This is a genomic window from Mycobacterium sp. D16Q13, assembly GCF_002013375.1.
Classification (GTDB): Bacteria; Actinomycetota; Actinomycetes; order Mycobacteriales; family Mycobacteriaceae; genus Mycobacterium.
Map to the genome: position 1 here is coordinate 136,294 of NZ_MAEW01000003.1, position 24,866 is coordinate 161,159.

Below are 24,866 nucleotides of genomic sequence, written 5' to 3' on the forward strand. Positions count from 1 at the left end.
AGGACATCATGACAACGACGGTAACGATTAGCGGACTGCCTTACTACGAACCAGATTTCAATGCCGACGGCTCACTGAACGACGCCACTGGCGACGGTGACGGCGGCCTGCCCGCGGCGGTGGCCGCCGGGGGCATCACCGATCTGTTTGTGATGTCACACGGCTGGAACAACAGCGTCAGTTCAGCACGCCAGCTCTACACCGCCATGTTCTCGCTGATCGCCGACCAGCTCGGCGGCCACACCGACGGCGTGGCTGTCGTGGGGATCAACTGGCCGTCCGTGTTACTGCCCGACGACGATCCGGATAGCGCTCCTCCAGTCCCTTCGACGGGTGCGCAGCTCGCCGCCGCGCTGGCTCCACGTTTCCCCGGCCAGGCCGAGCAGCTCAAGACGATGGGCGAGCTGCTCGACGAGAAACCGCAGCAGCCCGCCAAGCTCATCGAGTTCCACGCATTGGCCTCCGGACTGGTCACCACCAAGCCGCAGTCGGAAGAGGATAGCGGCGAGTCGAGCATCGTGGACAGCGATCCCCTCGCGGTGTTCGGGCAAGCCGCGGCCATGGCACCGAAGTCCACGAGTGCCGCGCAGGGGCTGGGCAATCCATTCACCGCGCTGTGGTCGGGAGCGCGCGAGATCCTGCGCACGATGAGCTATTACGAGATGAAGAACCGGGCCGGAGTCATCGGCGAACGCGGCCTGGGCCCGCTACTGGCCTCATTGTCGGGTCCTGGCGGCGCACCCCGCATTCACCTCATCGGGCACAGTTTCGGCGCGCGACTGGTCTCCTATGCGCTGGCGGGGCTGCCGAAGACCGGAACGAGCCCGGTCAAGTCGCTCACCTTGATCCAGGGCGCCTTCTCGCACTTCACCTTCAACCGCAAGCTGATCTTCGACCCGGGCCGTGGCCCCGGCGGCCTGGCCGGGCTCGAAGAGCGGGTGGACGGGCCGCTGCTCGCAACGTATTCGTCTGCCGATCGCGCGGTCGGCTGGTGGTACCCGGCGGCCAGCATGCTTGCGCGGCAGGACAGTCAGGCCGGGCAGGACCTTTGGTTCCGCTGGGGGGCGATGGGTCACGACGGATACCAGCAGGATCCCTCCGCCACCACGCTTGAGCTGTCCGAGCCCGGGAAGCCCTATGACTTCCAGCGCGGGCAGTTCTACCGGCTCGATGCCAACAAGGTCATCGACGACGCCAGCCAGTCCGAGTTCAGCGGCGCCCATAGCGATATCCAGCACCCCGAGGTGGCCTGGGCAATCGTCTCGGCCGCCCGCGCCACCTGATTGACCACGAAAATCATTCCTGCACTGTGAGATCGAGTACCGGACTACGCGCGAACCAGACCCACACATCGGAAGACGATGAGCAGGTCCTAGCTCGAACCTCACGCACTATGCAAGGAGTCCCCCATGGCTACCGCAGTCAAGTCAACGAATCACAAACCATCCGAGACCGAGTACGAAATATCAGGGGCCGCCGGTGCAGCCGCTGTCACCGAACACGAGTTACCGTCGGCGCAAGCGGGTAACGCCGACACCGAGACCTCCAACGCCGCAACGCAAGCGCAGGGTGAATCGGCAGTCAGTGAACTGGGTTCGGTCGACGGGTTAGCCACCGATGAGTCCGAGCTCGCGCCGCTGGACGCCATCCTGGGTAGTTATCCTGAGTTGGCCAATAGCGCCGAAGTCATCATCGGTACCGACGATCGCGTTCGGGTCGGCAACACCACGACGTTCCCGTGGCGCGCTATCTGCCACCTGATCATCACCTCTGCCAACAATCGCACCTATGTCGGGACGGGATGGCTGATCGCACCCCGCACCGTCATGACCGCCGGACACTGCGTCTACATGCATGCCGATGGCGGATGGGTGCGCTCGATCCAGGTGATTCCCGGCCGCAATTCCGGTGTCCGTCCGTTCGGAACCCATGTGGGTACCGCCTTCCGCAGTGTTACCGGGTGGACCCAGAACCAGAACCGCGACAACGACTACGGCGCGATCATCCTGCCGCCGTCGTCGCGACCGGGCGATCAGACGGGCTACTTCGGTTTCGCAACCCGCAACGACGACTTCCTGAAGGCCGCGGCGCTGAATCTATCCGGGTATCCCGGTGAGAAGAACGGTGAGCAGTGGTTCATGGCGCAACGCGCCAAGGCGGTCTCCGATCGCGTCATCACCTACAACATCGACACCACGGGCGGGCAGAGCGGCTCACCGGTGTGGGTGCTGCAGAATGGAAACCGTTATGGCGTCGGCGTTCACACCAATGGCGCCAACTCAGGCAACTCGGCCACCCGCATCAACAGCGCCGTCTTCAACAACATGTCGACCTGGAAGAGTAACGGTATGTGACAAGGCATTTCAGGAAACCCGAGAAATCCGGACACTGGAGGATACGTGGTCGGTATCTCATTCCGTGACCCCGCCGGGCGTCCCATGGCCGGTGCTGTGATCAGCATCGCCGCGGCGCCCGGCGAGGTCCACGATATCGCGATGGTCGCCGACGACTGGGGCGAGATAGTGATCTCCGCCCCCCTGGCCGGCGACTATCGATTTCTTGTGTCGCACACGGGGAAGACCTTTCACGCCACGGCCCATATCGCCGAGGGACAAGATCAACTCACGGTGACCGCCAGCTAGGCGTATGGGCACGGATCAGGGCGCCGTCCGGCCCGGGATATCGCGCGCGGCCGGATAACAGCCGTGCAGGCCTCGGATGAGGCGATGCGCCTCATCAAGATCCTTCTGCATTACCCGCAGGCGCTTACGATGCCGCGGCATCACATCGCCGGTGCGGCAGATCTGCCGTTCGGTCTTGGCGATTTGTTGGGACACGTGGTCCACATGCTCATACAGCGACCGCAGCAGCACCCGAGCCTGCGCTACCGCCGCGTCTTCCGCCATGCGGGCATGGTCGCACCATTTCCTCGCCTGTTCACGACGGCACAGGCCCCATGGGGAAATGAGCCACGACACCTGTAGTGCTTCGTCTGCCCGATTGCTTGCCATCCGTTGACTTCGTAATAGTTTCGATATAGCTTTCGTAATACTTTCGTAGGAGAAGAGAGGGGGCTCTGATATGGCACGTTTCTTCCGTCATGGCGAGCTGCCGCTCGTGCTTCTGGCACTGCTGGCGCAGCGCCCAATGCATGGTTACGAGCTGATGTCCGAACTGTCGAGGCTCTTCGGGCCCGGCGGGTACCAACCGTCCCCCGGCACGGTGTATCCCGCCGTCGAGGCATTGGCCGTGGAAGGCCTGCTGACGGGTCAGACACGCGAAGGCCGGACTGTGTATCGGGCGTCCGCAGAGGGCGAACAAGCGCTGACCGGCCGCGCCGATGTGCTCGCGGCGGTGGAACTGCGCACCGGCGCACGGTTCGGCCGTGGGGATTCGTTCGAGAAGATCCTCGCCCGGTTCTCCGCGCGGGTCATGCCGTCCGCAGGGCGCGTGGATCCGGTCGCGGTCGAGGCGATCCTCGATCGGGCCGCCACCGAGATCACAGGGCTTGCCCGAGTTGACGACCGCAGGAGAGGAGCCAAGTAGTGAGCGGTGATGCCTTTGAACGAGCGGTGGAACGCGCCGAACGCCGGGCCGAGGAGGAACAGCACAGGCTCGAGCGAAAACGCCGGGCATGGATCGGGCAGGTGAATCGAGCAGCCTTCCAGATCCACGCCGCCACCTATGTGGCCGTGCAGATCCTCCTGGTCGCGATCTGGGCACTCACCTGGCAATTCGACCACGGGACTGCGTACCCCTGGTTCATCTATCCGTTGCTGGGCTGGGGCATTGCCCTCATCGCCCATTACGTCGTCGCCAGGTCCATTTGGCGTCACGCCGAGGGTGAGCCCGCCCTCGAGTCCTGGCCTGCCGAGGGCACTAACCGAGCCACTCACGAAACACCCACTCAGGAGTCACCATGACCACCGACGAGAGCACCAGGACCATCAAGACCAGGCGGATCACATTCCAGTATCCGACCGGTTCACTGGATCGCCACTACGTACAAGGCGACCTGGTGATGAGCCACGTCATCGCGATGCTCTCCGCGGTGTTCCCCGAGGGGGAGGACTACTTCATCCGGTCCGTCAAACACTTCTCCGACCAGATCACCGATCCCGTGCTGAAGAAGCAGGTGGCCGGGTTCATTGGCCAGGAGGTGACTCACGGGCGCGAACACCGCGAGCTCAACGAGCGGCTACAGCAGATGGGCTACCCGACGCGCATCGTCGACCGGATGACCATGCGCGTGATGAATCTCTACACGCGATACCTGCCGCCTCGCTTCAACCTCGCCATGACGGCGGCCCTGGAGCATTACACCGCGACGCTCGCCGAGACGCTGCTGACCGATCAGCGCGCCCAGGATCTGCTGGGCGAGGGCGAGGTCCGCTCGATGCTTCTCTGGCATGCGCTGGAGGAGTCCGAACACCGTGCCGTCGCATTCGATGTCTATCGCGCCGTCGGGGGCACCGAACGGATGCGCAGGTGGGCTATGCGGCTCATCACCACGGTGTTCCTCTGCGGGACCGTCCTCGACACCCTGATGTCCCTGATTCCGGACAGGGCGACGTACAACCCCGTCAGGTTAGCCAAAAGTGTTGGCGAGCTGCGGAATTCACCCTTCGCCACCCGGGACGTACTTAACCGTGTCAGGGCCTACAACCGCCCCGGTTTCCACCCGGACGAGTTCGACAACACAGACCTCGTGGAACGCTGGAACACCGAACTCTTCGGTGAGCAAGGACAGCTGGCCGGCCATCTGCGCTGAGCGGACCCGCCCTGCGTGCTGGGGCAGTCGCACAGAGGATTCTGCCCGGCCGGTGATGATCCAACCCCCTAAAACGACCTCAGGCCCCCTCGAGAGGGGGCCTGAGTGCTGTGGCGGGTGCAGGATTCGAACCTGCGTAGGCGTAAGCCGACGGATTTACAGTCCGCTCCCATTGGCCGCTCGGGCAACCCGCCTTATCAGACGATGCAGGATACAACGATAGGGTCGGGCCAACGCAAACCGACTGGATACGGAACATACGAGGACCAGAAAGAGGGAGCAGTTATGGCGGATTCATCATTCGACATCGTGAGCAAGATCGACCGTCAGGAGGTCGACAACGCGCTGAACCAGGCGGCCAAGGAACTGGCCACCCGATTCGACTTCCGTGGGACCGACACCACTATCGCCTGGAAAGGTGACGAGGCCATCGAGCTGGTGAGCTCCACGGAGGAGCGCCTGAAGGCGGCCGTCGACGTCTTCAAGGAGAAGCTCATCCGCCGGGACATCAGCATGAAGGCCTTCGATGCGGGCGACCCCGCCCCCAGCGGCAAGACCTACCGGCTCACCGGAACCCTCAAGCAGGGCATCGACGCCGAGAACGCCAAGAAGATCAACAAGATCATTCGCGACGAGGGCCCCAAGGGCGTCAAGTCGCAGGTACAGGGCGAGGAAATCCGGGTGTCGAGCAAGAAGCGCGACGACCTGCAGGCTGTTCAGGCCCTGTTGAAGGGCTCCGATCTCGATATTGCGTTGCAGTTCGTCAACTACCGGTAAGACGATGGCCCGGTGATCACTCCAACGCATCTGATCGGTTTCGCGATCGCGGCCTACGCCATCATCGTGATCCCCGGGCCCAGCGTGCTGTTCGCAGTCGGCCGCTCGCTGAGCCTGGGGCGCAAGTCGGGTCTGGTCACGGTGCTCGGCAACACCGCCGGCACGATGGTGCCGCTGGTGCTGACCACGGCGGGATTGGGCGCACTCCTGGCCGCCTCCGCCTGGGCACTGACGGCGGTGAAGCTCGTCGGCGCCGCCTACCTGATCTACCTTGGCGTACAGGCGATCCGGAACCGCAAGTCGCTCATCAACGCATTGAACGCGCAGCATCCCGCGGTCGGTACGCAACGCGTGTTCCGGCAGGGCTTCGTCGTCGGTATGACGAACCCCAAGACCGCACTGTTCTTCGCGGCGGTACTCCCCCAGTTCGCCGACCCCGCGGCGGGGTCGATGCCGGTGCAAATCGCGGTGTTCGGCGCCATCTTCGTGCTGATCGCGCTCGCCTCGGACAGCCTGTGGGCGGTGCTGGCGGGCACCGCACGCAGCTGGTTCGCACGCTCCCCCAAGCGTCTTGAGGCGGTCGGGGCCACGGGCGGATTCATGATCGTCGGGCTGGGCGCCGGCGTGGCGGTGAGCTCCAGCTGACGCCGACACGCCGCGTTTCGTCGGATCTACCCGCGATACGCGTCAGGAACCGGAGTCTCGACGACCGGCGGAGCACTCTCGCAGCAGCTCGGCCAGCAGCGCGCGGTCGGGCCGGTACGGGGTGTTGAAACCCAATCGGTGCACCAGATCCCCGTAGCAGGACTGTAACTCGCGTGCGCCCTGCGCGACGTCGGTCACGGTAACGGCCGCAGTGTCGACGAACTCGTCGTCGATCAGGCTGGTCATCGCATCCCATTCGCCTTGTTTGGACAGCTCTTTCAGTTTCGGGCCCACCTCTGTGCGGCCGTGCAATTCAAGGATCGGCCAGTAGGCGGGTGTGGACCCGTAAAAGGCGAGCTGCTTGCGCACCGCGGCGCGGGCGCTGGCCAGCTCGGCGTCATCACGCCCGATGATGATCATCGGCGAGTGATGGATGTGAATGTCGGCGAGCGTCTTTCCGGATTTCTCCGCGCCCCGCGCCAGCGTCGGAAGGGTGACCTGCGCGAGGTAATCGGGCGTGCAGAACGGGTGCGACAAGAATCCGTCCGCGACCTCGCCGGCCACCTCGGTCATCCCGCTACCGACACCGGCCAGCCAGATAGGTGGCGGGCCAAAGGCGCTCACCTCACCCGGATCGGGCATGAACATCGGCGTCATGAGGGTGTTCTGGTAGAACTCACCGCGATAATCCAGGCGGCCACGCTCCTGCCACGACTGCCAGATGGCGCGCACGGCCAGCACCATGTCCCGCATTCTCGCTGCGGGACTGCTCCACGGCATGCCGAACCGGCGGGTGATGTGGGGTTTGATCTGCGTGCCGAGTCCCAGGATGAATCGCCCATTCGAATATGCCTGCAGGTCCCAGCCAATAGTGGCGAGCAGCATCGGATTTCGCGCGAACGCGACCGCGATCGAGGTGCCCAGGGTGACCTCCTTCGTGTGCTCGGCGGCCAGCAACAGCGGCAAGAATGGGTCGTGCGCTCCCTCGAACGTCCAGATACCGGAGTACCCGGCACCCTCGGCCTCGGCAGCGTCGGCAGCCATGGCGGTCAACCCGGTCGTGAGCGTTACATCGATCAGCACCACACTCATATTGCCGAAGTCCATATTCGAGGCGCACCGGGCCCATACCCTGGCGGGCATGGCAGCACTTCGTGAACCACAAGTCGTCGTCCTCGGGGGCGGATCCTGGGGCACCACTGTGGCGTCGATTGTCGCGCGTCGCAGCCCCACCCTGCAGTGGGCCCGCTCGCCGGAGACCGTGGCGGATATCAATGAACGGCACCGTAATTCGCGATATCTCACCGACGAGGTAGAGCTCACCGAAAGCCTGCGCGCCACCTCGGACCTACACGAGGCCATCGAGCAGGCCGACGTGGTGATCATGGGGGTTCCCTCGCACAGCTTTCGCGAAGTGCTGACCGAAATCGGGCAGTCGCTGCGCCCGTGGGTGCCGATCGTCTCGCTGGTCAAGGGCCTCGAGCAGGGGTCGCGGATGCGAATGTCGCAGATCATCGAGGAAGTGCTGCCCGGGCACCCGGCGGGCATCCTGGCCGGGCCCAACATCGCCAAAGAGGTAGCCCGCGGGTATGCGGCCGCCGGTGTTGTCGCGATGCCCGATCAGCATCAGGCAGCGCGTCTGGGAGAGCTCTTCCGCACCTCACGTTTTCGCGTGTACAGCACCAACGACGTGGTGGGTGTGGAGATGGCGGGCGCGCTCAAGAACGTCTTCGCCATCGCGAGCGGTATGGGTTATGCGATCGGGATCGGCGAGAACACCCGCGCCATGGTGATCGCGCGGGCCCTGCGGGAGATGACCAAACTCGGTGTGGCCATGGGCGGTAACCCCGAGACGTTCCCGGGCCTGGCGGGCCTGGGCGACCTCATCGTCACCTGCACCAGCCCCAGCAGCCGCAACCGGCACGTCGGTGAGGAGATCGGCAAGGGCAAGACCATCGACGAGATCATCCAGGCGATGAACCAGGTGGCCGAGGGCGTGAAAGCCTCGTCGGTGGTGATGACGCTCGCCGACGAGTACGGCATCCACATGCCGATCGCCCGCGAGGTTGACGGGGTGATCAACCACGGCTCCACCGTGGAGCAGGCCTACCGCGGGCTCATGGCGGCGACACCCGGCCACGAGGTGCACGGCACCGGATTCTGATCAGGCCGGCAAGTACTCGGGCTTCACCACATCACGCAGCTCGGACAGCGCCACCCGGCTCTGCATCGGCCCCTCGGCATATGCCGCCACCTGATAGGGCTCGAAGGAGAACAGCAGCGCGTCGCCGTCGAGGGAGAGGTTCTTGAAGTTTCCGGCCTCAGGAACCGTTCCGGTATCGACGAATTCGGTGCCCACACCGCCGAGTTGCGCGCGCAGATCGCTGCGGACCAGTGCAGAGATCTTGGGCAGCGCCGCCGCGAGATCGATCAGCAGCGACCCCAGGGTGATGGCCTGTTTGGTGATGCGGTCGAAGGTGACGGTGCGAAACGCGAATCCCGGGTGATAGCCGCCGAGCGACTCACTGATGGAGAACCGGACTCCATCGGACGGGTGCACACCCTTGCCCTGGTACGCGTCGAAGGTGACGTTGAGCGCCCACTGCTTGCCTTCGGGTGGGGCACCCGCACGCTCGACGGACGTGCGGAATTTGGCGCGGATATCCGCCACCAGCTCGTCAACCGCCTTCTGCAGCTCAGGGAACGACGAATCCCACTGGACGGGGACGAGCAGATGTTGCGTGGCCTGCGGCGTGACCTCGTCGATGACGCAGCCCTGGGTGGCATCCCAGCGACCACCGTGTTTGGGGCACGCGGACTCCGCAGCCGGATCGACCGTCACGGTCGGGGTGGTCGCGGCGGGGTCTGACGCGCTGCTGGACGCTTGAGTGGGCGTGTCTCTGGGTGCTTCTCCCCGATCGCAACCGACGAGGAGGATGCCGCACACGGCGGCGATCAGCAGGCTCCCAAGACGCATGGAACCAATCTAACGGGCCACTAGGTGGTGTAGCTGCCGCCCGGACCGACCACGAAGCCGTTCTGCCAGCGGTTGTTGACACAGGTCAGCGTGCCGGCGCCGTCCAGGCCGCAGCTGACCTCGCGGTAACTCAGGCGATGACCTGGCGGCAAGGGCTTGAAGGATTCACCGCCGATGCCGTAGATCGGCCGATCGGTGCTGGCGAAACCGGGAGCCGTACTGCCGCTGACGAGGTTCGCCCCGTTCGGTGCCCCGGGCAGTGGACCACTGCAGCCATAGCTGGCGTCGGCGCGCTTGATCAGACAGGAGATCCCGCCGGGGATGGTGAAGCCGTAGGCCGTGTCCGCCATGATGCTGTATTCCAGCGGCGATACCGCAGTGAATCCGTTGACGTTCGGAAGCCCGGACGGGTCAAGCGGATTCGGGGTGTCCGGGTCGGCAGACGCCATACCCGCGAGCATGACGGCGGCGACCGCGCTGGTCATAGCGCCAAGGATGGGCAGGGTACGCATCCCGTGACCATATCCAAGATCGCGCGCAATCTCGCGTCTACTGATCAAAGACGATATCGACGCTGTCGGTGACTGGAACGGCCTGGCAGGCCAGGGTCAGCCCCATGGCGAGGTCGGCGTCGACCAGGGTGTCGTTACGCAGCATCCGCACCTCGCCGCGGCGCACCGTGCAGGCACAGGCACTGCACGCGCCTTCGCGGCACGAGTACGGCGCGTCGATGCCCTGGGCCAGCAGCACATCGAGCAGCGGAGTGTTCCTGGGCCACTCGATGGTGATCTGCGTGCCGTCGAGTTCCACGCTCGCCTCGGCGGCGTCCCCGTCACCGGCCCGCGGCACCACAATGTCGGCGAACGGATCGCCGGTCAGCGACTGGTACAGCTCGACGTGAATGTGGTGGGCGGGCATCCCGACGGCCGATAACGCGGCACGGGCGCCGTCCATGAAGGGTGCCGGACCACAGATGTACGTGCTGTACCGCCGATAGGCGGCGAACAGCTCGCCCATGGCTTCGCGGGTAGGCAGTCCGCGTTCGGACTCGAGCCAGTGCACCACCCGCAGCCGGTCCGGGAATTCCACCATGATCTCTTCGATCTCGGCGCCGAAGATGACGCTGCGCTCATCCCTGTTCGCGTAGAAGAGGTAGACCGTTCCGGCGCCGCCGAGCAGAACCGATTTGGCTATGGACAGCATCGGGGTGATACCGCTGCCCGCCGCGATCAGTAAGAAGTCGCCGTCCAGCGAGCGCGGCACGAAGACCCCGGAGGGGGTGAGCACGGTGATGCGGTCCCCGACAACGACCTTGTCGCACAGCCAGTTCGACGCATACCCGCCATCTGTCCGTTTGACGGTGACGACGAGGTCGTCATCGAGGTGGGGCGAGCTGGACAGCGAATAGCAGCGCGCCACCGAGCCCGTCTGCTCACTCGGGATTTTCAGCGTGAGGAACTGGCCCGGCCGGTAACGGAAGGCAGGCGCGAGCGCATCCGGCACTTCGAACACCAGCGAGACCGCATCACCTGTCTCCCTGATGATTTCGACGACCTCCAACGAGTGAACGTGGGGGTTTCCGGTCACTGTACGTGTATCGGGCGAGACGGTGTCTGTCATCGACGGCTTCCTAGAGCTCGATACCGAAGCGGCCCGCGACCTTCTTGCCGATTCCGTACTTGCCGATTCCGTAGAAGGGCGCCATCAGGTCCCCGTAGCGCGGCCCGATGATGCGCGGTATGGCGTCGAACACGCGAGCATCGGGACCGATCAGCACACGGGGCCGATTCTTCTCGACTCCCCGCAAAATGATCCGGGCCGCCGAGTCCGGCCGGGTGATCGCCGCGAGCTGAAAGCCCTTTCGGACGGTTTCCCGGTCTACGCCTTCGGGGATACCGCGCGCGCTTGAGGCGATATTGGTCTTGATCCCGCCGGGATGCACACAGGTGACGCCGACGGGATACTTCGCCGCCCGGATCTCCTGGCGCAGTGCCTCGGTGAAGCCACGGACGGCGAATTTTGCCGCGTTATAGGCACTCTGCGAAGGTATGCCCATAAATCCGAACACCGACGACACGTTGACTATGTGGCCGTCGCCCGATTCGATGAGGTGCGGCAGGAATGCCTTGGTGCCGTGCGCGACACCCCAGAAGTTGATGTTCATCAACCAGTCGAAGTCATCCCATTCCATGTCCTTGACGTCGGCAGAAAGCGCCACTCCGGCGTTGTTGAACACCAGATTGACCTGACCGAACTCGTTCTTGACGTCGGCGGCGTGGGCATACACGGCGGCCCTATCGGCGACGTCGAGTTCGAATGGGATGGCGGTCGCACCCGCCTTCTCACAGCGTCCGGCGGTATCGGCCACCCCGGCGGTGTCGATGTCCGAGAGCGCCAACCGCGCACCGCGCTGGGCCAGCGTCAAGGCCAGGCTGCGGCCGATACCCGAACCGGCACCGGTGATTACGGCGACCTTGTTGTCGAAGTTTTTCATCGTTTTCTCGCTTCTGTTGGGCGGGTGGCCTAGTTCGCGGCCATGCTCGGCGAGGTCTGCCGGGGGCCGTCGGCGAGCGGAACGGTCTTGCGTACGGCCGGAGGCACCGCACCCTCGAACTCGTACTCGGTGGGGTCCACTTTTCTTGTCTGCGACCAGTACTCGAAGGTGAATCCCGACCATAGCGTCCGATTCTTGCCATGCTCGTCCAAGTACCAGCTTTGGCAGCCGCCGTTGTTCCAGACCGAGCCCTGCAGCTTGCGCTGGACTTCGGCGTTGAACCGGTCCTGCGCCTGGCGGGTGGGCACGATCGCCTGGGCATAGGCCGCATCGACGTGCTTGATCGCCTCGGTGACGTAGTGGATTTGCGACTCGATCATGAACACGATCGAGTTGTGGCCCAAACCGGTGTTGGGGCCCAACAGGAAGAAGAGGTTGGGCATGCCTGCGATGGTGATTCCGCGGTGGGCGGTAACGCCCTCCCGTGACCAGCGGTCGCCGAGGTCCTCCCCGTTCTGCCCCTTCAGATCCAGGTACTTGTACGAGTCGGTGACGTGAAAGCCGGTGCCGAAGATGATGGCGTCGACCTTGCGCTCAATCCCGTCGCTGGTGACGACGCCGTCGGTGGTCACCCGCGCGATGGACTCGGTGACCAGTTCCGTCTTCGGGTTCTCGATGGCCTTGTAGTACGTCGCCGACCCCAGGAGCCGTTTGCATCCGGCGCGGTAATCGGGTGTCACCTTGCGGCGCACTTCCGGATCCGAGATCTGGCTCTTGATGTACGCACGCCCGAGCAGCTCAACGCCTTTGAGTAGGGCGGGGCGCCGGTTCATCGCGTACGCACCGGCTTCCGCGCCGAAGTACATGCCGCTGCGGAACAGCGCACGCAGACCCGGAATGTTGGCAAACGCCCGCTTGGCCACCGAGCCGAACTCGACATTGGTGCGCGGCAACACCCATGGTGCGGTGCGCTGGAACAGCTTCAGTTCGCCGACCTGGCCGACGATCTCAGGGACGAACTGAATGGCGCTGGCGCCCGTGCCGATGACGGCGACCTTCTTGCCGGCCAGGGCGAAGTCGTGGTTCCACTGCGCGGAATGAAAGACCGGCCCCTCGAAGCGGTCCAGGCCCTCGATCTCCGGGATGCTCGGGATGTGCAGGGCACCAACCCCGGAGATGAGGAACTGACAGATGTACTCTTGGCCGCTCTCGGTGAACACGTGCCAGCGGTACTCGCTCTCGTCCCAATACCCGCGGGTGACACGCGTATTGAAAGTGACGTGCCGGTACAGACGATATTTGGCGGCGACTTCCTTGAGGTAGTCGAAGATCTCAGGCTGCCGGGAGAAGAGCTGTTCCCAGTTCGAGCGCGGCTCAAACGAGAACGAATACAGGTGGGTGGGCACATCGCACGCCGCGCCGGGATAGGTGTTGTCGCGCCAGGTGCCGCCCATTTCGCCGGCCTTTTCCAGGATGAGGAAGGGCACCCCCATCTTCTGCAACGCGATCGCCGCGCCGATACCCGAGAACCCGGTGCCGACGATCAGCGCACGAACACGGATGGGCTCCGACTGGCCGCCCTCGACTACAGTGTCTGGCCGCCGCTCTTCGGACGATGTATCGGTAACAGTCATGTGGCGCAATCGCTTTCTCTCTCGAAGGTGGAACCCTGACACGGCAGAACTGGCTCATTGCCCCCGGCAACGAGCCAGTTCTTTCGGCGCTTACCGCGCCTTGATCTCGGCCAGGATGTCGTCCGGCATCGCCCGCGACATCCGCAGCAGCCGGCCAGTGAATTTGCCGTCCAGGAAACCGATCTCGTGCATGAAGCGCATCAGCGGCTCCGAAACCCACGTCGCGTTCTCGCGATAGTTCGGTGACGTCAGGAAGGCAAACATGCCACGCAGGGGATGAACACCCACCGATCGGTAAGCCTTGGGGTTGAAGAGCACCGGATAGATACCGATCACCGAGAGAGCGAAGACCGCACGGTGGAACGCGTTGGATACCGGCCCCCGCTCGGCGATCTGTCGCACCAGCTCCTCACGCGCATAAGTGATATGCCGCGCTTCCTCCAGCACGTGAATCTTCATGAGCTGCCGAGCGTGCGGCTGCACCGTCTCATCCATCATCGTTTCCCGCTGCGCGCGGTCAAGCACCTCCTCGACCAGCAGCAGCGTGCCAAGCCCCGAGGGGCCCAGCGGCACCAAACCGAGAAGCCGGATGACACGCGTCGCAAACTTGGGATAGGTGTACGGCTCGATGCCAAGCTTGTTCACCAGGCGGCCAAACATGGTGGAATGCCGCGCTTCCTCGCTGATCTCGGTCAACGCGTAGCGGCCGTGATCGGTCGCTCCCCCGTTCTGCTCGACAACCTGCCGCCACAGCATGGCGCTGAGACCGGTCTCGACATAGATGCCGAAGCTCAACACGGAGCCGAGCTCGTGGCGCGTCAGCTCGATGCGCTGATCCTGAGTCAGCTTGTCCCACAGCTTGGTGCCGTACAGCGACGTCCGGCGCGGCGTGGCCCAGTACAAGCCGGGCACCACCGGGGCGTCCCAGTCGATGTCAACCTCGCCGTCGTAGGCACGCTCCGCGGCCGAGCGCAGCAGTCGTTGCGCCGTCTTTTGCCGGTCGCCCACGGTCTTACCCCGTACCGACGAGGCTCCCGCCTCATGTAGGGCCGTCGGTTGGTCGATGGTCGTCATTGATCCCGCCCTCCAATTTTATGCATTACTTTCAGTACCCGTTACTTTTAGTCTCATGCTGGCGCTGTCGTTTGTCAATCCCCAGCGAGGTCACAGGAGGCCGCGACCTCTGAGAATCGCCCGTGCAGTACTGGTTCTGAACATGCCCGCGTCCTGGGCGACGTCGAAGTACCGCCGCAGCAGCACCGCGTTCCGATAGCGGCCGTTCTCGCCGCGGGCGGCCGCCCTGCGCCCTGCCCGCTCGGTCAGCCCCACGCTCCGGTACACCGGCGGACGCACGATCAAGGACGTCGCCAACACCGTCAGCAGTGCGACCGAGACATCAGCCAATGCCGGCGGGAGATACCTGCGCGCATCCACGGCGCGGTAGAGCTCATCCTCGGCGAACTCAAGCTGGCGACGGCCGACCAGAACGCAGATCTTCGCGACCTGCCGGACCACGGGCTGGGCCTGTTCGTCGGCCTCGAGCTCACACATCAACTGATGGATCAACCGCTGCAGCAGGAGGATGAATCCGCGACCGAGCGGACCGTGCGGGATGAGCGGCACGAAGAACCGCTGAAGGCGCTGCACCGCCATCGGAGCGGGCTGGAGCTCCAACCCCGTCTTGTTGATCAGCCGGCCAACCATGGTGGCGTTACGGCTGATATCGCGGACGCTGGCGAGGAGAAAACGGGTGTAATCGTCGGTCAGGGTGTTGCCTTCGATGACGTCGCGGAACATCAGCGAGGCCAGCGCGCCCTGGGCATCCATGACGAAGCTCAGCAGGCTGACCAGCTCCTGGCGCGCCAGCTCACCGCGCTGCTCGACCGAAAGCACATCCCACTGCGGGGTGCCGTAGAGGGATACCTGCTGGGCGGCCAGCCAGTGCATTCCCGGGTCCAGGGGCGCGTCCCAGTCGATATCCAGCTCGGGGTCGTAGCTGAGCTCCGTGGCCTCGAAGAGCAGTCGCCGGGCCGTCTTGAGCCGATCACCCACCCGGCGCCGGCGCGCAGGAATCCCGCCATCGACCGTGGTAGCCGGCCTGAAGTCATAGTCGGTGTAGTTGATGTCTTTGTAACTGCTGGACGTCACGTCATCGCCTTCTGGTCAGCCAAGATTGAATATCCGTATCCAAAAGTATGGGGTACTCTTTGTTACGCATATGTCAGCGAGTTTGTCGGGACGGCGTCCCGATTGTCAAGAGGCAACCAAGCCGGACGGAGAATCATGAGCCTTCCCCGACATGACGACACCAACAGCGTCTTCACGCACAGCCCGCATGACGATTCGGACTACATCGGCGAGGCAACGGTGAGCGTTCGTGGTGTCGACGTCCCGGTCGAGCTGGAGCTCAAGGGGTACAGCGAGCCGATCGACGGCATTTACCGGTGGATCGGCCGCATCAGGCCCAACGAACAGCTGACCGCGATCATCGGCGACGAGGCACGGGTGAAGGCCACGATTCGCACTTCTCACAGCGCCCGGGATGCCTTCATCGGCGATCCCGACCCATGGAACCGGTACCGGGTGATCGGGAAGAGCACTCCCCCGTTTCACGTCGCCACCAACCTCACGGAAGTCGAAGCGGAATAAGGGTTTTCGCCCTCACTGCCGCCGGGCGCGCAGGAGCGAGATCAGTTCATGCTCAACATCGCGCAGCGGTTGCACCGAGTGAGCGGCCTGCGCCTGCAGTAGCGCCCCCTCGATCGCGCTGACCGTCAGCGAGGCAAGGGACTCCGCGCCATCGGTCACCCCCGAATCCCGGAAGGATTCCGCCAGCCGGGCGCGCATCCCGATGAAGGCATCGTTGGCCGCCGCGCGGATCTGCGCCTCCCCCGGGCCGGCGAGCGCGGCCGCGGCATGCGGGCAACCGGTGTCGAAGTCGTGAGTCTCAAGCTGATTGACCCACCACGCGATGAACTTGGTGATGAGGTACTCGGCGTCCCCGCGTGCCCGCAGCGCGTCGAGAAATCCGTTGGCGAGTTCGGCCGCCGCGAGCTCGGCCGCGGCAAGGAGCTCCGCCTTGCCCCCCGGAAAGTGCTGGTAGATGGAGTTGCGCGCGGTGCCGCTGCGTTTGAGCAGGTCAGCAAGGCCCGTGGCATGCACCCCGCGTTCGCGCATCATGACGATCGCACTGTCGATCAGACGCTGCCGTGGACCCGTCGCCACCTCGGCCTCCTCACTCGACATGGACCAGTCGGTCTATAGCCTGCTACCGTCGTATGGACCAATCAGTCTACGCGGAAGGGTGGCCATGACCACGGAAATCGAGAACCTGACCGGGCTCGAGCTGCTGCGCAGCATGGGCGGGACGTCCGACGGGATGCCGCCCATCGGGCGTCTGCTCGGGATGCAGATGGAAAAGATCGAATTCGGCTCGGTGTCCTTCAGCGTGGTGACCCGGCCCGAGTTCGCCAATCCGCTCGGCACCCTGCACGGCGGGATCTGCGCGACGCTGCTCGACTCCGTGCTGGGCTGCGCCGTGCACTCCACTCTGGAGCCCGGAATCGGCTACGGGACACTCGAACTCAAGGTCAACTATGTCCGGACTGTCCCCACGGACGGCGAGAAACTGGTCGCGGCGGGCAACGTCCTGCACCCCGGCCGCCGGGTGGCGACGGCCGAGGGCAAGGTGGTCGACTCCCAGGGCAGGCTGGTGGCGCATGGCACCACCACGGTCATGGTGTACCGCTGATGAGCGCGAGCGAAGAAGATCCCACGCCGATGAGGCCCGCCGACGACTTCCTGCGGGCCTCGGCGGCCATCGAGGCACTGATCGCGGCCGTGCGTCCAGACCAGTGGGACGCCCCGACGCCCTGTACCGAGTGGAATCTGCGCCAGTTGGTGAACCACCTCGTCGAGGTGAACTACTCCCTGGCAGCGCGCTTCGGCGGGCCCAGCGGCGGCACTGGTGAAGATCCCGTGGTGGCATACCAGCAGTCAGCGCAGGCGTTGCATGACGCGCTGGCGCTTCCGGGTGTGCTCGAGCAGACCTACCCGGGCCCGTTCGCGCACACCACCGGCGACAGGCAGCTACAGGTCCGCATGGCCGATCTGCTGACCCACGGCTGGGACCTGGCACAGACCACCGGCCTTCCCGCGAATCTGCCCGCCGACCTCGTCGAGGACGCATTGGACCTCGTCGAGAAACGCGCCGGGGCATTCGCGCGGTCCGGCAAGTTCGGCACCCCGCAGCCCGTCGCCGCGAACGCGCCGGTACTCGAGAGGCTGGCCGCGCTGAGCGGACGGTCCGTCTGACGGTTTCACCGACCGTGAAGCTACGGCGGGATTTTCACCGAATGTCCGCCGTGGCTTCACACTCGGCGGCCTAAGGTTAGAAGCGGGCCATATCCTCAAGGCGCGCAATGCGATCAGCCATCGGCGGGTGTGTCGAGAACAGCGATGCCACCCGGTCGCCGGCCCGGAACGGGTTGGCGATCATCAGGTGCGACTGGCTGGCCAGCTGGGGTTCCGGTGGCAGCGGAGCAGCCTGCACCCCGGCGGAGATCTTCCGCAGCGCGGAGGCCAATGCCAGCGGATCTCCGGTCAGTTCGGCGCCGGACTGGTCGGCCTGATACTCCCGCGAACGGGACACCGCCATCTTCACCACCGTGGCAGCGACCGGACCCAGCATCGAAACCAGGAACAGTGCAAAGGGATTCGGGCGATTTTCGCCCCCGCCGCCGAAGAAGTTCATGAGCATCGCCATATTGGCCAGCCCCGAGATGACGGCCGCCAGCGCCCCGGCCACGCTGGAGATCAGGATGTCGCGGTTGTAGACGTGCGAAAGCTCGTGACCCAGCACCGCGCGCAGCTCACGCTCGGAGAGCAGATCGAGAATGCCGCTCGTGCAGCAGACCGCCGCATTCCTCGGATTACGGCCCGTGGCAAAGGCGTTCGGCGCATTGGTGTCGCTGATGTACAACCGCGGCATGGGCTGGCGCGCGACGGTCGCGAGCTCCCGCACGATCCGGTACATCGCGGGCTGCTGCAACTCCGTCACCGGCTGGGCGTGCATCGCACGCAACGCCAGGGTGTCGCTCTTGAAGTACATGAACGCGTTCATGCCGACGGCGAACACAATGGCCAGCAGCAGGATGCTCTTGCTGTGGAACAGCGAGCCGACGAACACGATCATCGCCGACATGCCACCGAGTAGCAGCACTGTCTTGAGTCCATTGGCGTGGCCGTGCATGGTGTCCCTTCCCTCTAGCTGGTTCACCACGCTAACGAAGGACAGTGCTCCTGGGTTCCGGACGGGTTGCCAGGCACCTAGCCGTGCCGGAGCACGGTGTACTCGATCAGCACACCCAGCGCGTCGCGGGCAGCGCCCGGGGGCAACTCCACCAATTCGGCCTTGGCGCGGTCCGCGTATTCGATGACAACCGACTTGGCCGCCACCAGCCCATGGGAGGCCCGCAGCAGCGTCAACGCCTCGTCCACCTCGGCATCGTCGGTAATGGGCGCCGCCAGCAAGGTACGCAGCCGGTCGGCATCGGGACCGGTATCGCGCAGGGCGTACAGCATGGGCAGGGTATGCACCCCCTCACGCAGATCCGTGCCGGGTGTCTTGCCCGACTCGTCCGTGAGGCTCTCGATGTCGATGATGTCGTCGGAGATCTGGAAGGCGGTCCCGACGATGGCGCCCAGGCGGCTCAGCCGTTCGATCTGCTCGTCGTCGCACCGGGACGTCATCGCGCCGAAGCGACCGGCCGCCGCGATCAGTGATCCGGTCTTCTCATGGATCACCTTGAGGTAGTGCTCGGTCTCGTCGCCGTCCTCGGGTACCCCGACGGTTTCCCGCATCTGACCGGTGACGAGTTCGGCGAAGGTCTCGGCGACGATCCGCACGGCCGTGGGGCCCAGCCGCGACACCAGCCGCGAGGCCGTGGCCAGCAGATAGTCCCCGGCGAGGATCGCCACGTTGTTACCCCACCGGGCGTTGGCGCTGGGCACGCCACGACGCTTCTGCGCCTCGTCCATGACGTCGTCGTGATACAGCGTGGCCAGGTGAATGAGCTCGCACACCGCACCCGCGAGAATCACCTCGTCGTTGTCTGGATCCGGTCCGGTCTGGGCGGCGAGCACCGTGAACAGCGGGCGGAAGCGCTTACCGCCGGCGTGGAAAAGGTGCAGCACAGACTCCGTCAACAGCGGGTCGGACTGCCCCAGCTCGGTCACGATGAGGGTTTCGATGGCGGCCAAATGGTCGCGCACCTTCGCGGCGAATACGGGATCGCCGAGATCAACTCCGGCCACCGTGGTCGAGTTACTCACCGGTCCAACATACTGGGGGGGTGCAGACGTCAGCGGACCTGGTCGTCGTCGGTGCCGGACCAGCCGGATCGGCGGCCGCGGCGTGGGCGGCGCGATCCGGGCGTGAGGTGGTCCTGGTCGATTCGGCGGTGTTCCCCCGGGACAAGACCTGCGGCGACGGACTGACCCCCCGCGCCGTCGAACAACTCGAGTTACTCGGCCTCAGGCCATGGCTCGACGAACACATCCGATACCAGGGTCTGCGCCTGCACGGCTTCGGCGGCAATCTCGAAGTGCCATGGCCCGGGCCATCTTTCGGCGGCACCGGCAGTGCGGTGCGCCGCACCGAGCTGGACGACAAGATCCGGCAGGTGGCGGTGGACTCCGGGGCCAAGATGGCCGAGTCCACCAAGGCGGTTGACGTGGAACGTGACGCAGCGGGCCGGGTCACCGCCGTCCGGGTGCTCGACAACAGCGGCCCCGGCGAGATCGCCTGCAAGGCCGTCATCGTCGCCGACGGCGTGCGCTCGCCCCTCGGAAAAGTGCTTGGGCGTGAGTGGCACAAGGACACCGTGTACGCCGTCGCGGGACGCGCGTACATCGAGTCGGCGCGCGGCGACGAGGAATGGATGACCTCGCACCTGGAGCTGCGCTCCCCCGAGGGCGAGGTGCTCCCCGGATACGGCTGGATCTTCCCGTTGGGTGGCGGGCAGATCAATATCGGTGTCGGCGCACTCGCCACCTCGAAACGCCCCGCTGATGCGGCGCTGCGCCCGCTCATCGAGTACTACGCGGAGCTGCGCCGCGAGGACTTCGGGCTCAGCGGGCGCCTGCACTCCATCGCCTCGGCACTGCTGCCGATGGGCGGGGCAGTGTCCGGCGTCGCGGGTCCCAACTGGATGCTCATCGGCGACGCCGCGGCATGCGTCAATCCGCTCAACGGCGAGGGCATCGACTACGGGCTGGAAACCGGGCACCTCGCCGCCGAAGTGCTCGACGCCGACGACTACTCGCAGCTGTGGCCGGAGCTGCTACGAGACCGGTACGGCCGGTCGTTCTCCATTGCACGACGCCTCGCGGGGCTGCTGACCCTGCCGCGCTTCCTGCCCGTCATGGGCCCGGTCGGCATGCGTTCTCAGGTGCTGATGCGAATTGCCGTACGGCTCATGGGAAACCTCGTCACCGACGAGGACCATGACGCGATTGCACGCGCCTGGCGCGTGGCGGGCGGCGGCTCACGACGCCTCGACGCGCGTCCGCCGTTCAGCTGATCACTACTCGCGGTTAGAGCACCGCGACGTGCAGGGCGACGATGCCGCCAGTGAGATTGCGCCACCGCACATTCGACCAGCCCGCCGAGATGATCTGCTGAGCCAGCGCCTCCTGATCGGGCCATGCCCGGATCGATTCGGCCAGGTACACGTACGCGTCCGGATTGCTGCTGACGGCGCGCGCCACCGACGGCAGCGCCTTCATCAGATACTCCATGTATAGCGTGCGGAAAGGCCGGTTGACCGGAGTCGAGAATTCGCACACCGCAAGGCGGCCACCGGGTTTGGTGACGCGGGCCATCTCGCGCAGCCCTTCGACGTGATCGACCACATTGCGCAATCCGAAGCTGATCGTCACCGCATCAAACGAGTGATCCGCGAACGGCAGCCGTGTCGCGTCCCCGGCGACCTTGGGCACATCGCGATGCGCACCGGCCTTGAGCATGCCTACAGAGAAATCGGCGGCCACACACCAGGCACCGGACTGGGTGAGCTCTGCCGTCGAGACCGCGGTACCGGCGGCGATATCGAGCACCTTGTCTCCGGGTTTCAGCTTCAGCGATTCGCGGGTGGCGCGGCGCCAGGCGCGGTCCCGGCCAAAGGACAACACGGTATTGGTGATGTCATATCGCTTGGCCACCGCGTCAAACATGGACGCGACCTCGTGCGGGTCCTTTTCCAGGGTGGCGCGGTTCATACCGTGACGGTACAGCGCACTAGGCCGTCATGATGCCGCGGCCCAGCGTGGTGCCCGCCGCCGCGGCGTAGTGCTCGAGCAGCTCATCGCAGATGGCGGGCCACGTGCGCGACAGCACTCCCCGCCGCGCGGCCGCCGAGAATCGGCTGCGCGTCGCCGGTTGCACCAGATGGTCAACAGCCATGCCGAGGTGCGCCTCGAAGTCGGCCACCGGCAGCAGCATTCCGTTGCGACCCGGGATCACCAGATCTCGCGGCCCGCCGGCATCCGGCGCGATGGCCGGAACACCGCTGGCCAGCGCCTCCTGCACCGCCTGACAGAAGGTCTCGTGCTCGCCCGGGTGGATGAACACGTCGAGGCTGGCATATGCCCGCGACAGCGCCGATCCGGTCAGCTCGCCAGTGAAAATTGCTGTGGGCATCAGCTTTTCGAGAGCGTCCCGTTCCACGCCGCCGCCCACGATGACGAGCCGTATGTCGTCGCGTTCGGCCAACACGGCCAGCCGCTCCACATGCTTCTCGGGGGCGAGCCGCCCGACGAACCCGATGATCGGCTTGCCCTCGGGTGACCAGGATCGACGCAGCTCCTCGTCGCGCGCCGAGGGCGCGAAGCGTTCGATGTCCACACCGCGCGACCATCGGAACACCCGCGGGATTCCGTGTGCGGCAAGACCTTCCATCGCGGATGAGGAGGGGGCCAACGTCCGGTCGGCGCGGCCGTGCAAATGCTTGGTCCAGCGCCAGGCAGCGCGAGCGGCGAACCCGGCGCCATAGCTGTCGGCGAACCCGGCCACATCGGTCTGGTAGACGGCGACAGTGGGGATATCGAGGTGCTGCGCGGCGCGCAGTCCCCCGTATCCCAGGACGAACGGCGAGGCCAGGTGCACCACATCGGGCGCGAAATCACGAAGGATCCGCACCATGCGCGGCTGCGGCACACCCAACGGCAGGGTGCTCACCTTGGGGAACATGATGGCCGGCACCCGGTGCACGGGCACCCCGTCGTGTTCGGTACCGGCAGGGGCCTGTCCACGGGGGGTGTCCGGTGCGATGACGACGGCCTCATGCCCGGTGCGGCGGAGGTGCTCCAGCACCCGCAGCACCGAGTTGGAGACTCCGTTGACGTTCGGCAAGAACGACTCGGCGACGATCGCGATGCGCACACTGGGAGCATGTCAGCGTCACTTGGCAGTTAGGTTGCCCCCAGGCATACGTCACGCAAACTTAAGCGTGAACAGGCGCCGGACTTCGGCGCTGCATCCATGCCAGCCCCAGCAGTATCGTCCCGGCGACCATCCACACCACGACGATGATGGACCCGGCGGGGACAATCGACAATGACGCGTTACGTCCTTGCACGCGAACCAAATCCGGGTTGGATGTGTCGTACTCGACGTAGATGCGCATACCCGGGCTGAGTTCGGATGGATAGAGAACGCCCAATTCGGGCCGATACGTGACTCGTTCGGGCGTGACGAACTCGATGGTGGAGCGCCGTGGCCCTGCGCTGAGCACCTCGGCCAGCGCGACACCCATATCCCGTTCGATGGCCTTGTCATTTCGCCAGGCCCCCGCGACCAACAGCAGGGACTGCAACGTCATCAGTCCCGCCAGCACCAGCACCGCGATCCGGACTCGCTTGATGACGCGGGAGCGCCGCTTCACAGAGCTGCCCTGATGGCCGCGTGCAGCTCGCGCAGGGTGGAGCGGTCGGCCTTGACCTCCAGAACCCTGATACCACCGGCCGGTTCGTCCAGCGCGGGGCCAAGCTCTTCCACCGAGATCGATCTCGAATCCACGTGGTAGGCCCGGCACAGCGCCGCGATGTCGACGTCATGTGGGGTGCCGAAAATGCGGGAGGACACGTCACGAAATCGAGGGTCGCCCTGCTCCAGAAGCTCGAAGATGCCGCCGCCGTTGTCATTTGAGACCACGATGGTCAGGTTCTCGGGACGCGGCTCGGTCGGACCGATCAGCAGACCCGAGCTGTCGTGCACGAAGGTGAGATCCCCGATCAAGGCCACGGTACGGCCCCCCTGGTGTGCAAGCGCCGCGCCGATCGCGGTCGATACCGTGCCGTCGATGCCGGCGACCCCCCGATTGGAGCGCACGCGAACGTCTTTGGCCCCCCACGGAACGAGCGCGGCATCGCGTACCGGGTTGGAGGCGCCGAGCACCAGCTGATCACCATCGCGCAATGACCCACACACCCTGGCCGCGACATGCAGACCCGTGGTCAGCGGGTGAGTATCCAGCTGTCCGCGCACCGCATCGAGTGCCTTCTGGTGCGCGTGCGCGCACCGGTGCAGCCATGCGGCATCCGGCTCTCCGGAGATGACGGCCCGGGTACCGGTGGCCTGCGAGTTGCCGGACACATCGGGCCAGCGCGGGCCAGTGGTCAACGCGTACACCGGAATCCGGTTGTCCGCCAACAGCGTTGACACCTGCCGGTGCAGGGTCGGCCGACCCAGCATGATCACCTGTTGCGGATGCAGCAGGGCGAGCGCCAGCGGATGCACCGGGTTGTCAGGTTGGGGCGCAGTCGGTTCGGCCACCGTGGGCAACATCGCCAGGTTGGCGTGAGCGGGCGCGCCATGGCCCGCGATCACTACGGTATCGGGAGTCAGATCGATCTCGACGGGTTCGTCGAACGTCACGTCCGGGGTGTACGTCCAGGGCGCCCCACCCGGGCGGCCCGCGGGTATCGGCCCCTCATCGCGATCGGGCACAAGCGGTTCCCGTAGCGGGATGTCGAACTGCACGGGGCCGGCATTTGCGGTACGGGACCCCTTGGCAGCGGCCAGGACTCGGCAGGTCGCTGAACGCCAGTGCGGGTTCTGCGCCTCGATCTTCTCTGAACCGTCTTCCGCCAGGCCCAGGCTGATCGCGGCGCGAACCTGGGTGCCGAAGTAGCCGAGCTGCTCCATCGTCTGGTTGGCGCCGGTGCCGAGCAGCTCGTAGGGGCGGTTGGCCGACAGGACAATCAGCGGAACCCGGGCGTAGTTGGCCTCCACCACCGCGGGGCCCAGATTGGCTACCGCCGTCCCAGAGGTCATCGCCACCGGAACAGGGGCGCCGCTGGCCGCGGCCAGCCCGACGGCCAGGAAGCCCGCGGTGCGCTCGTCGATGCGCACGTGCAGCCGTAATCGCCCGGCCTTGTCCGCATCGTGCAACGCGAAGGCCAGCGGGGCATTGCGCGACCCGGGACACAGCACCACATCGCGTACTCCGCCGCGGATGAGCTCGTCGACGACCGCGTGGGCCTGAGCGGTCGACGGGTTCATGCCAT

General features: G+C 65.4%; 28 protein-coding genes, 1 tRNA gene and 1 pseudogene. 13 read left to right on the top strand and 17 right to left on the bottom strand.

The window, feature by feature from the left end:
* Positions 1-8 precede the first annotated feature (8 nt).
* The 3 genes from B4400_RS03360 to B4400_RS03370 all read left to right on the top strand — a co-directional run bounded on the left by B4400_RS03360 (position 9) and on the right by B4400_RS03370 (position 2,642).
* On the top strand, positions 9-1,283 hold the full coding sequence (locus tag B4400_RS03360; RefSeq protein WP_078308407.1) for an alpha/beta hydrolase family protein: 1,275 nt from the start codon (positions 9-11) through the stop codon (positions 1,281-1,283).
* Between the two features lie 126 nt (positions 1,284-1,409).
* On the top strand, positions 1,410-2,354 hold the full coding sequence (locus tag B4400_RS03365) for a trypsin-like serine peptidase (RefSeq protein ID WP_078308404.1): 945 nt from the start codon (positions 1,410-1,412) through the stop codon (positions 2,352-2,354).
* 45 nt (positions 2,355-2,399) lie between these two features.
* Positions 2,400-2,642 (top strand): peptidase associated/transthyretin-like domain-containing protein, encoded by a 243-nt coding sequence (locus B4400_RS03370; RefSeq protein WP_078297793.1) that lies wholly within the window; start codon positions 2,400-2,402, stop codon positions 2,640-2,642.
* Between the two features lie 15 nt (positions 2,643-2,657).
* On the opposite strand, the gene B4400_RS03375 is transcribed toward B4400_RS03370, so the two are convergent.
* Positions 2,658-2,906 carry a hypothetical protein gene (locus tag B4400_RS03375; RefSeq protein ID WP_078308401.1) on the bottom strand — a complete coding sequence of 83 codons (249 nt, stop codon included), beginning with the start codon at positions 2,904-2,906 and terminating at the stop codon, positions 2,658-2,660.
* Positions 2,907-3,081: 175 nt separating this feature from the next.
* Between B4400_RS03375 and B4400_RS03380 the strand changes: the two genes are divergently transcribed.
* From B4400_RS03380 to B4400_RS03390, 3 genes are read left to right on the top strand one after another with little or no spacing between them, the layout of a single operon-like run.
* Complete coding sequence (locus B4400_RS03380; RefSeq protein WP_078308398.1) at positions 3,082-3,546, top strand: PadR family transcriptional regulator; 465 nt, start codon at positions 3,082-3,084, stop codon at positions 3,544-3,546.
* Positions 3,546-3,923: a 2TM domain-containing protein gene (locus B4400_RS03385; RefSeq protein WP_078308395.1), complete on the top strand. Its 378-nt coding sequence runs from the start codon at positions 3,546-3,548 to the stop codon at positions 3,921-3,923. Before B4400_RS03380 ends, B4400_RS03385 begins: the two co-directional genes overlap by 1 nt.
* Positions 3,920-4,771, top strand: a complete 852-nt coding sequence (locus tag B4400_RS03390) for a metal-dependent hydrolase (RefSeq protein ID WP_078308392.1) — start codon at positions 3,920-3,922, stop codon at positions 4,769-4,771. Before B4400_RS03385 ends, B4400_RS03390 begins: the two co-directional genes overlap by 4 nt.
* Positions 4,772-4,882: 111 nt before the next feature.
* Here the strand turns inward: B4400_RS03390 and B4400_RS03395 are convergent.
* Positions 4,883-4,965 (bottom strand) — tRNA-Tyr (locus B4400_RS03395).
* 91 nt (positions 4,966-5,056) lie between these two features.
* Here B4400_RS03395 and B4400_RS03400 point away from each other — a divergent pair.
* Positions 5,057-5,548 carry a YajQ family cyclic di-GMP-binding protein gene (locus B4400_RS03400; protein WP_078288602.1) on the top strand — a complete coding sequence of 164 codons (492 nt, stop codon included), beginning with the start codon at positions 5,057-5,059 and terminating at the stop codon, positions 5,546-5,548.
* Positions 5,549-5,560: 12 nt separating this feature from the next.
* Positions 5,561-6,193, top strand: a complete 633-nt coding sequence (locus B4400_RS03405; protein ID WP_078308386.1) for a LysE family translocator — start codon at positions 5,561-5,563, stop codon at positions 6,191-6,193.
* A gap of 42 nt (positions 6,194-6,235) precedes the next feature.
* Here B4400_RS03405 and B4400_RS03410 read toward each other — a convergent pair whose 3' ends face one another.
* Entirely contained in the window at positions 6,236-7,300 is a 1,065-nt protein-coding gene (locus B4400_RS03410) for a TIGR03617 family F420-dependent LLM class oxidoreductase (RefSeq protein WP_078308383.1), read from the bottom strand.
* Between the two features lie 34 nt (positions 7,301-7,334).
* On the opposite strand from B4400_RS03410, the gene B4400_RS03415 reads away from it, so the two are divergent.
* The gene (locus B4400_RS03415; protein ID WP_078288610.1) at positions 7,335-8,357 is read left to right on the top strand and encodes an NAD(P)H-dependent glycerol-3-phosphate dehydrogenase; all 1,023 of its coding nucleotides are present in this window, start codon (positions 7,335-7,337) and stop codon (positions 8,355-8,357) included.
* Here B4400_RS03415 and B4400_RS03420 read toward each other — a convergent pair whose 3' ends face one another.
* From B4400_RS03420 to B4400_RS03450, 7 genes are all read right to left on the bottom strand, one after another.
* Positions 8,358-9,170 carry an RsiV family protein gene (locus B4400_RS03420; RefSeq protein ID WP_078308380.1) on the bottom strand — a complete coding sequence of 271 codons (813 nt, stop codon included), beginning with the start codon at positions 9,168-9,170 and terminating at the stop codon, positions 8,358-8,360.
* A gap of 20 nt (positions 9,171-9,190) precedes the next feature.
* Positions 9,191-9,682 (bottom strand): hypothetical protein, encoded by a 492-nt coding sequence (locus B4400_RS03425; protein WP_078308378.1) that lies wholly within the window; start codon positions 9,680-9,682, stop codon positions 9,191-9,193.
* A gap of 37 nt (positions 9,683-9,719) precedes the next feature.
* Positions 9,720-10,790: a ferredoxin--NADP reductase gene (locus tag B4400_RS03430; protein WP_078308375.1), complete on the bottom strand. Its 1,071-nt coding sequence runs from the start codon at positions 10,788-10,790 to the stop codon at positions 9,720-9,722.
* A gap of 10 nt (positions 10,791-10,800) precedes the next feature.
* Positions 10,801-11,664 (bottom strand): SDR family NAD(P)-dependent oxidoreductase, encoded by an 864-nt coding sequence (locus tag B4400_RS03435; protein WP_078288622.1) that lies wholly within the window; start codon positions 11,662-11,664, stop codon positions 10,801-10,803.
* A gap of 29 nt (positions 11,665-11,693) precedes the next feature.
* Complete coding sequence (locus B4400_RS03440) at positions 11,694-13,298, bottom strand: flavin-containing monooxygenase (protein ID WP_078308372.1); 1,605 nt, start codon at positions 13,296-13,298, stop codon at positions 11,694-11,696.
* A gap of 90 nt (positions 13,299-13,388) precedes the next feature.
* Positions 13,389-14,372 carry an AurF N-oxygenase family protein gene (locus B4400_RS03445; RefSeq protein WP_078308369.1) on the bottom strand — a complete coding sequence of 328 codons (984 nt, stop codon included), beginning with the start codon at positions 14,370-14,372 and terminating at the stop codon, positions 13,389-13,391.
* A 90-nt stretch (positions 14,373-14,462) separates the two neighbouring features.
* A complete protein-coding gene (locus B4400_RS03450) occupies positions 14,463-15,446 on the bottom strand; it encodes a diiron oxygenase (protein ID WP_078308366.1) in 984 nt (327 codons plus the stop codon).
* Positions 15,447-15,581: 135 nt separating this feature from the next.
* Between B4400_RS03450 and B4400_RS03455 the strand changes: the two genes are divergently transcribed.
* Positions 15,582-15,947, top strand: coding sequence for a DUF4873 domain-containing protein (locus B4400_RS03455; RefSeq protein ID WP_078308363.1), 366 nt, complete (start codon positions 15,582-15,584; stop codon positions 15,945-15,947).
* Between the two features lie 12 nt (positions 15,948-15,959).
* Here B4400_RS03455 and B4400_RS03460 read toward each other — a convergent pair.
* A pseudogene (locus B4400_RS03460) lies at positions 15,960-16,560 on the bottom strand (TetR/AcrR family transcriptional regulator).
* A gap of 48 nt (positions 16,561-16,608) precedes the next feature.
* Between B4400_RS03460 and B4400_RS03465 the strand changes: the two are divergent.
* Complete coding sequence (locus B4400_RS03465) at positions 16,609-17,049, top strand: PaaI family thioesterase (protein WP_078308360.1); 441 nt, start codon at positions 16,609-16,611, stop codon at positions 17,047-17,049.
* Entirely contained in the window at positions 17,049-17,612 is a 564-nt protein-coding gene (locus tag B4400_RS03470; RefSeq protein WP_078308357.1) for a TIGR03086 family metal-binding protein, read from the top strand. Before B4400_RS03465 ends, B4400_RS03470 begins: the two co-directional genes overlap by 1 nt.
* Positions 17,613-17,688: 76 nt before the next feature.
* On the opposite strand, the gene htpX is transcribed toward B4400_RS03470, so the two are convergent.
* Together htpX and B4400_RS03480 are read right to left on the bottom strand one after the other, a co-directional pair.
* Entirely contained in the window at positions 17,689-18,549 is an 861-nt protein-coding gene (gene htpX / locus B4400_RS03475) for a zinc metalloprotease HtpX (RefSeq protein WP_078308354.1), read from the bottom strand.
* A 77-nt stretch (positions 18,550-18,626) separates the two neighbouring features.
* Positions 18,627-19,613, bottom strand: a complete 987-nt coding sequence (locus tag B4400_RS03480) for a polyprenyl synthetase family protein (RefSeq protein ID WP_078308547.1) — start codon at positions 19,611-19,613, stop codon at positions 18,627-18,629.
* A 38-nt stretch (positions 19,614-19,651) separates the two neighbouring features.
* Here B4400_RS03480 and menJ point away from each other — a divergent pair, with 38 nt between their 5' ends.
* Positions 19,652-20,881 carry a menaquinone reductase MenJ gene (gene menJ / locus B4400_RS03485; protein ID WP_078308351.1) on the top strand — a complete coding sequence of 410 codons (1,230 nt, stop codon included), beginning with the start codon at positions 19,652-19,654 and terminating at the stop codon, positions 20,879-20,881.
* Between the two features lie 13 nt (positions 20,882-20,894).
* On the opposite strand, the gene B4400_RS03490 is transcribed toward menJ, so the two are convergent.
* From B4400_RS03490 to menD, 4 genes are all read right to left on the bottom strand, one after another.
* Positions 20,895-21,578 (bottom strand): demethylmenaquinone methyltransferase, encoded by a 684-nt coding sequence (locus B4400_RS03490; protein ID WP_078308348.1) that lies wholly within the window; start codon positions 21,576-21,578, stop codon positions 20,895-20,897.
* A gap of 19 nt (positions 21,579-21,597) precedes the next feature.
* The gene (locus B4400_RS03495; RefSeq protein ID WP_078308345.1) at positions 21,598-22,740 is read right to left on the bottom strand and encodes a glycosyltransferase family 4 protein; all 1,143 of its coding nucleotides are present in this window, start codon (positions 22,738-22,740) and stop codon (positions 21,598-21,600) included.
* A gap of 61 nt (positions 22,741-22,801) precedes the next feature.
* Entirely contained in the window at positions 22,802-23,242 is a 441-nt protein-coding gene (locus B4400_RS03500) for a DUF3592 domain-containing protein (RefSeq protein ID WP_139359960.1), read from the bottom strand.
* Positions 23,239-24,861 (bottom strand): 2-succinyl-5-enolpyruvyl-6-hydroxy-3-cyclohexene-1-carboxylic-acid synthase, encoded by a 1,623-nt coding sequence (gene menD / locus B4400_RS03505; RefSeq protein ID WP_078308342.1) that lies wholly within the window; start codon positions 24,859-24,861, stop codon positions 23,239-23,241. Before menD ends, B4400_RS03500 begins: the two co-directional genes overlap by 4 nt.
* Between the last annotated feature and the right edge of the window lie 5 nt (positions 24,862-24,866).

What these genes read in the sequence shown, in the direction of transcription:
- menD (WP_078308342.1), bottom strand. Translation starts at nt 24,861, where the DNA reads ATGAACCCGTCGACCGCTCAGGCCCACGCGGTCGTCGACGAGCTCATC.
- B4400_RS03425 (WP_078308378.1), bottom strand. Translation starts at nt 9,682, where the DNA reads ATGCGTACCCTGCCCATCCTTGGCGCTATGACCAGCGCGGTCGCCGCC.
- B4400_RS03455 (WP_078308363.1), top strand. Translation starts at nt 15,582, where the DNA reads ATGAGCCTTCCCCGACATGACGACACCAACAGCGTCTTCACGCACAGC.
- B4400_RS03390 (WP_078308392.1), top strand. Translation starts at nt 3,920, where the DNA reads ATGACCACCGACGAGAGCACCAGGACCATCAAGACCAGGCGGATCACA.
- B4400_RS03420 (WP_078308380.1), bottom strand. Translation starts at nt 9,170, where the DNA reads ATGCGTCTTGGGAGCCTGCTGATCGCCGCCGTGTGCGGCATCCTCCTC.
- B4400_RS03440 (WP_078308372.1), bottom strand. Translation starts at nt 13,298, where the DNA reads ATGACTGTTACCGATACATCGTCCGAAGAGCGGCGGCCAGACACTGTA.
- B4400_RS03400 (WP_078288602.1), top strand. Translation starts at nt 5,057, where the DNA reads ATGGCGGATTCATCATTCGACATCGTGAGCAAGATCGACCGTCAGGAG.
- B4400_RS03465 (WP_078308360.1), top strand. Translation starts at nt 16,609, where the DNA reads ATGACCACGGAAATCGAGAACCTGACCGGGCTCGAGCTGCTGCGCAGC.
- B4400_RS03435 (WP_078288622.1), bottom strand. Translation starts at nt 11,664, where the DNA reads ATGAAAAACTTCGACAACAAGGTCGCCGTAATCACCGGTGCCGGTTCG.
- B4400_RS03445 (WP_078308369.1), bottom strand. Translation starts at nt 14,372, where the DNA reads ATGACGACCATCGACCAACCGACGGCCCTACATGAGGCGGGAGCCTCG.
- B4400_RS03490 (WP_078308348.1), bottom strand. Translation starts at nt 21,578, where the DNA reads ATGAACCGCGCCACCCTGGAAAAGGACCCGCACGAGGTCGCGTCCATG.
- B4400_RS03360 (WP_078308407.1), top strand. Translation starts at nt 9, where the DNA reads ATGACAACGACGGTAACGATTAGCGGACTGCCTTACTACGAACCAGAT.
- B4400_RS03365 (WP_078308404.1), top strand. Translation starts at nt 1,410, where the DNA reads ATGGCTACCGCAGTCAAGTCAACGAATCACAAACCATCCGAGACCGAG.
- B4400_RS03375 (WP_078308401.1), bottom strand. Translation starts at nt 2,906, where the DNA reads ATGGCGGAAGACGCGGCGGTAGCGCAGGCTCGGGTGCTGCTGCGGTCG.
- B4400_RS03470 (WP_078308357.1), top strand. Translation starts at nt 17,049, where the DNA reads ATGAGCGCGAGCGAAGAAGATCCCACGCCGATGAGGCCCGCCGACGAC.
- B4400_RS03430 (WP_078308375.1), bottom strand. Translation starts at nt 10,790, where the DNA reads ATGACAGACACCGTCTCGCCCGATACACGTACAGTGACCGGAAACCCC.
- htpX (WP_078308354.1), bottom strand. Translation starts at nt 18,549, where the DNA reads ATGCACGGCCACGCCAATGGACTCAAGACAGTGCTGCTACTCGGTGGC.
- B4400_RS03415 (WP_078288610.1), top strand. Translation starts at nt 7,335, where the DNA reads ATGGCAGCACTTCGTGAACCACAAGTCGTCGTCCTCGGGGGCGGATCC.
- B4400_RS03380 (WP_078308398.1), top strand. Translation starts at nt 3,082, where the DNA reads ATGGCACGTTTCTTCCGTCATGGCGAGCTGCCGCTCGTGCTTCTGGCA.
- B4400_RS03410 (WP_078308383.1), bottom strand. Translation starts at nt 7,300, where the DNA reads ATGGACTTCGGCAATATGAGTGTGGTGCTGATCGATGTAACGCTCACG.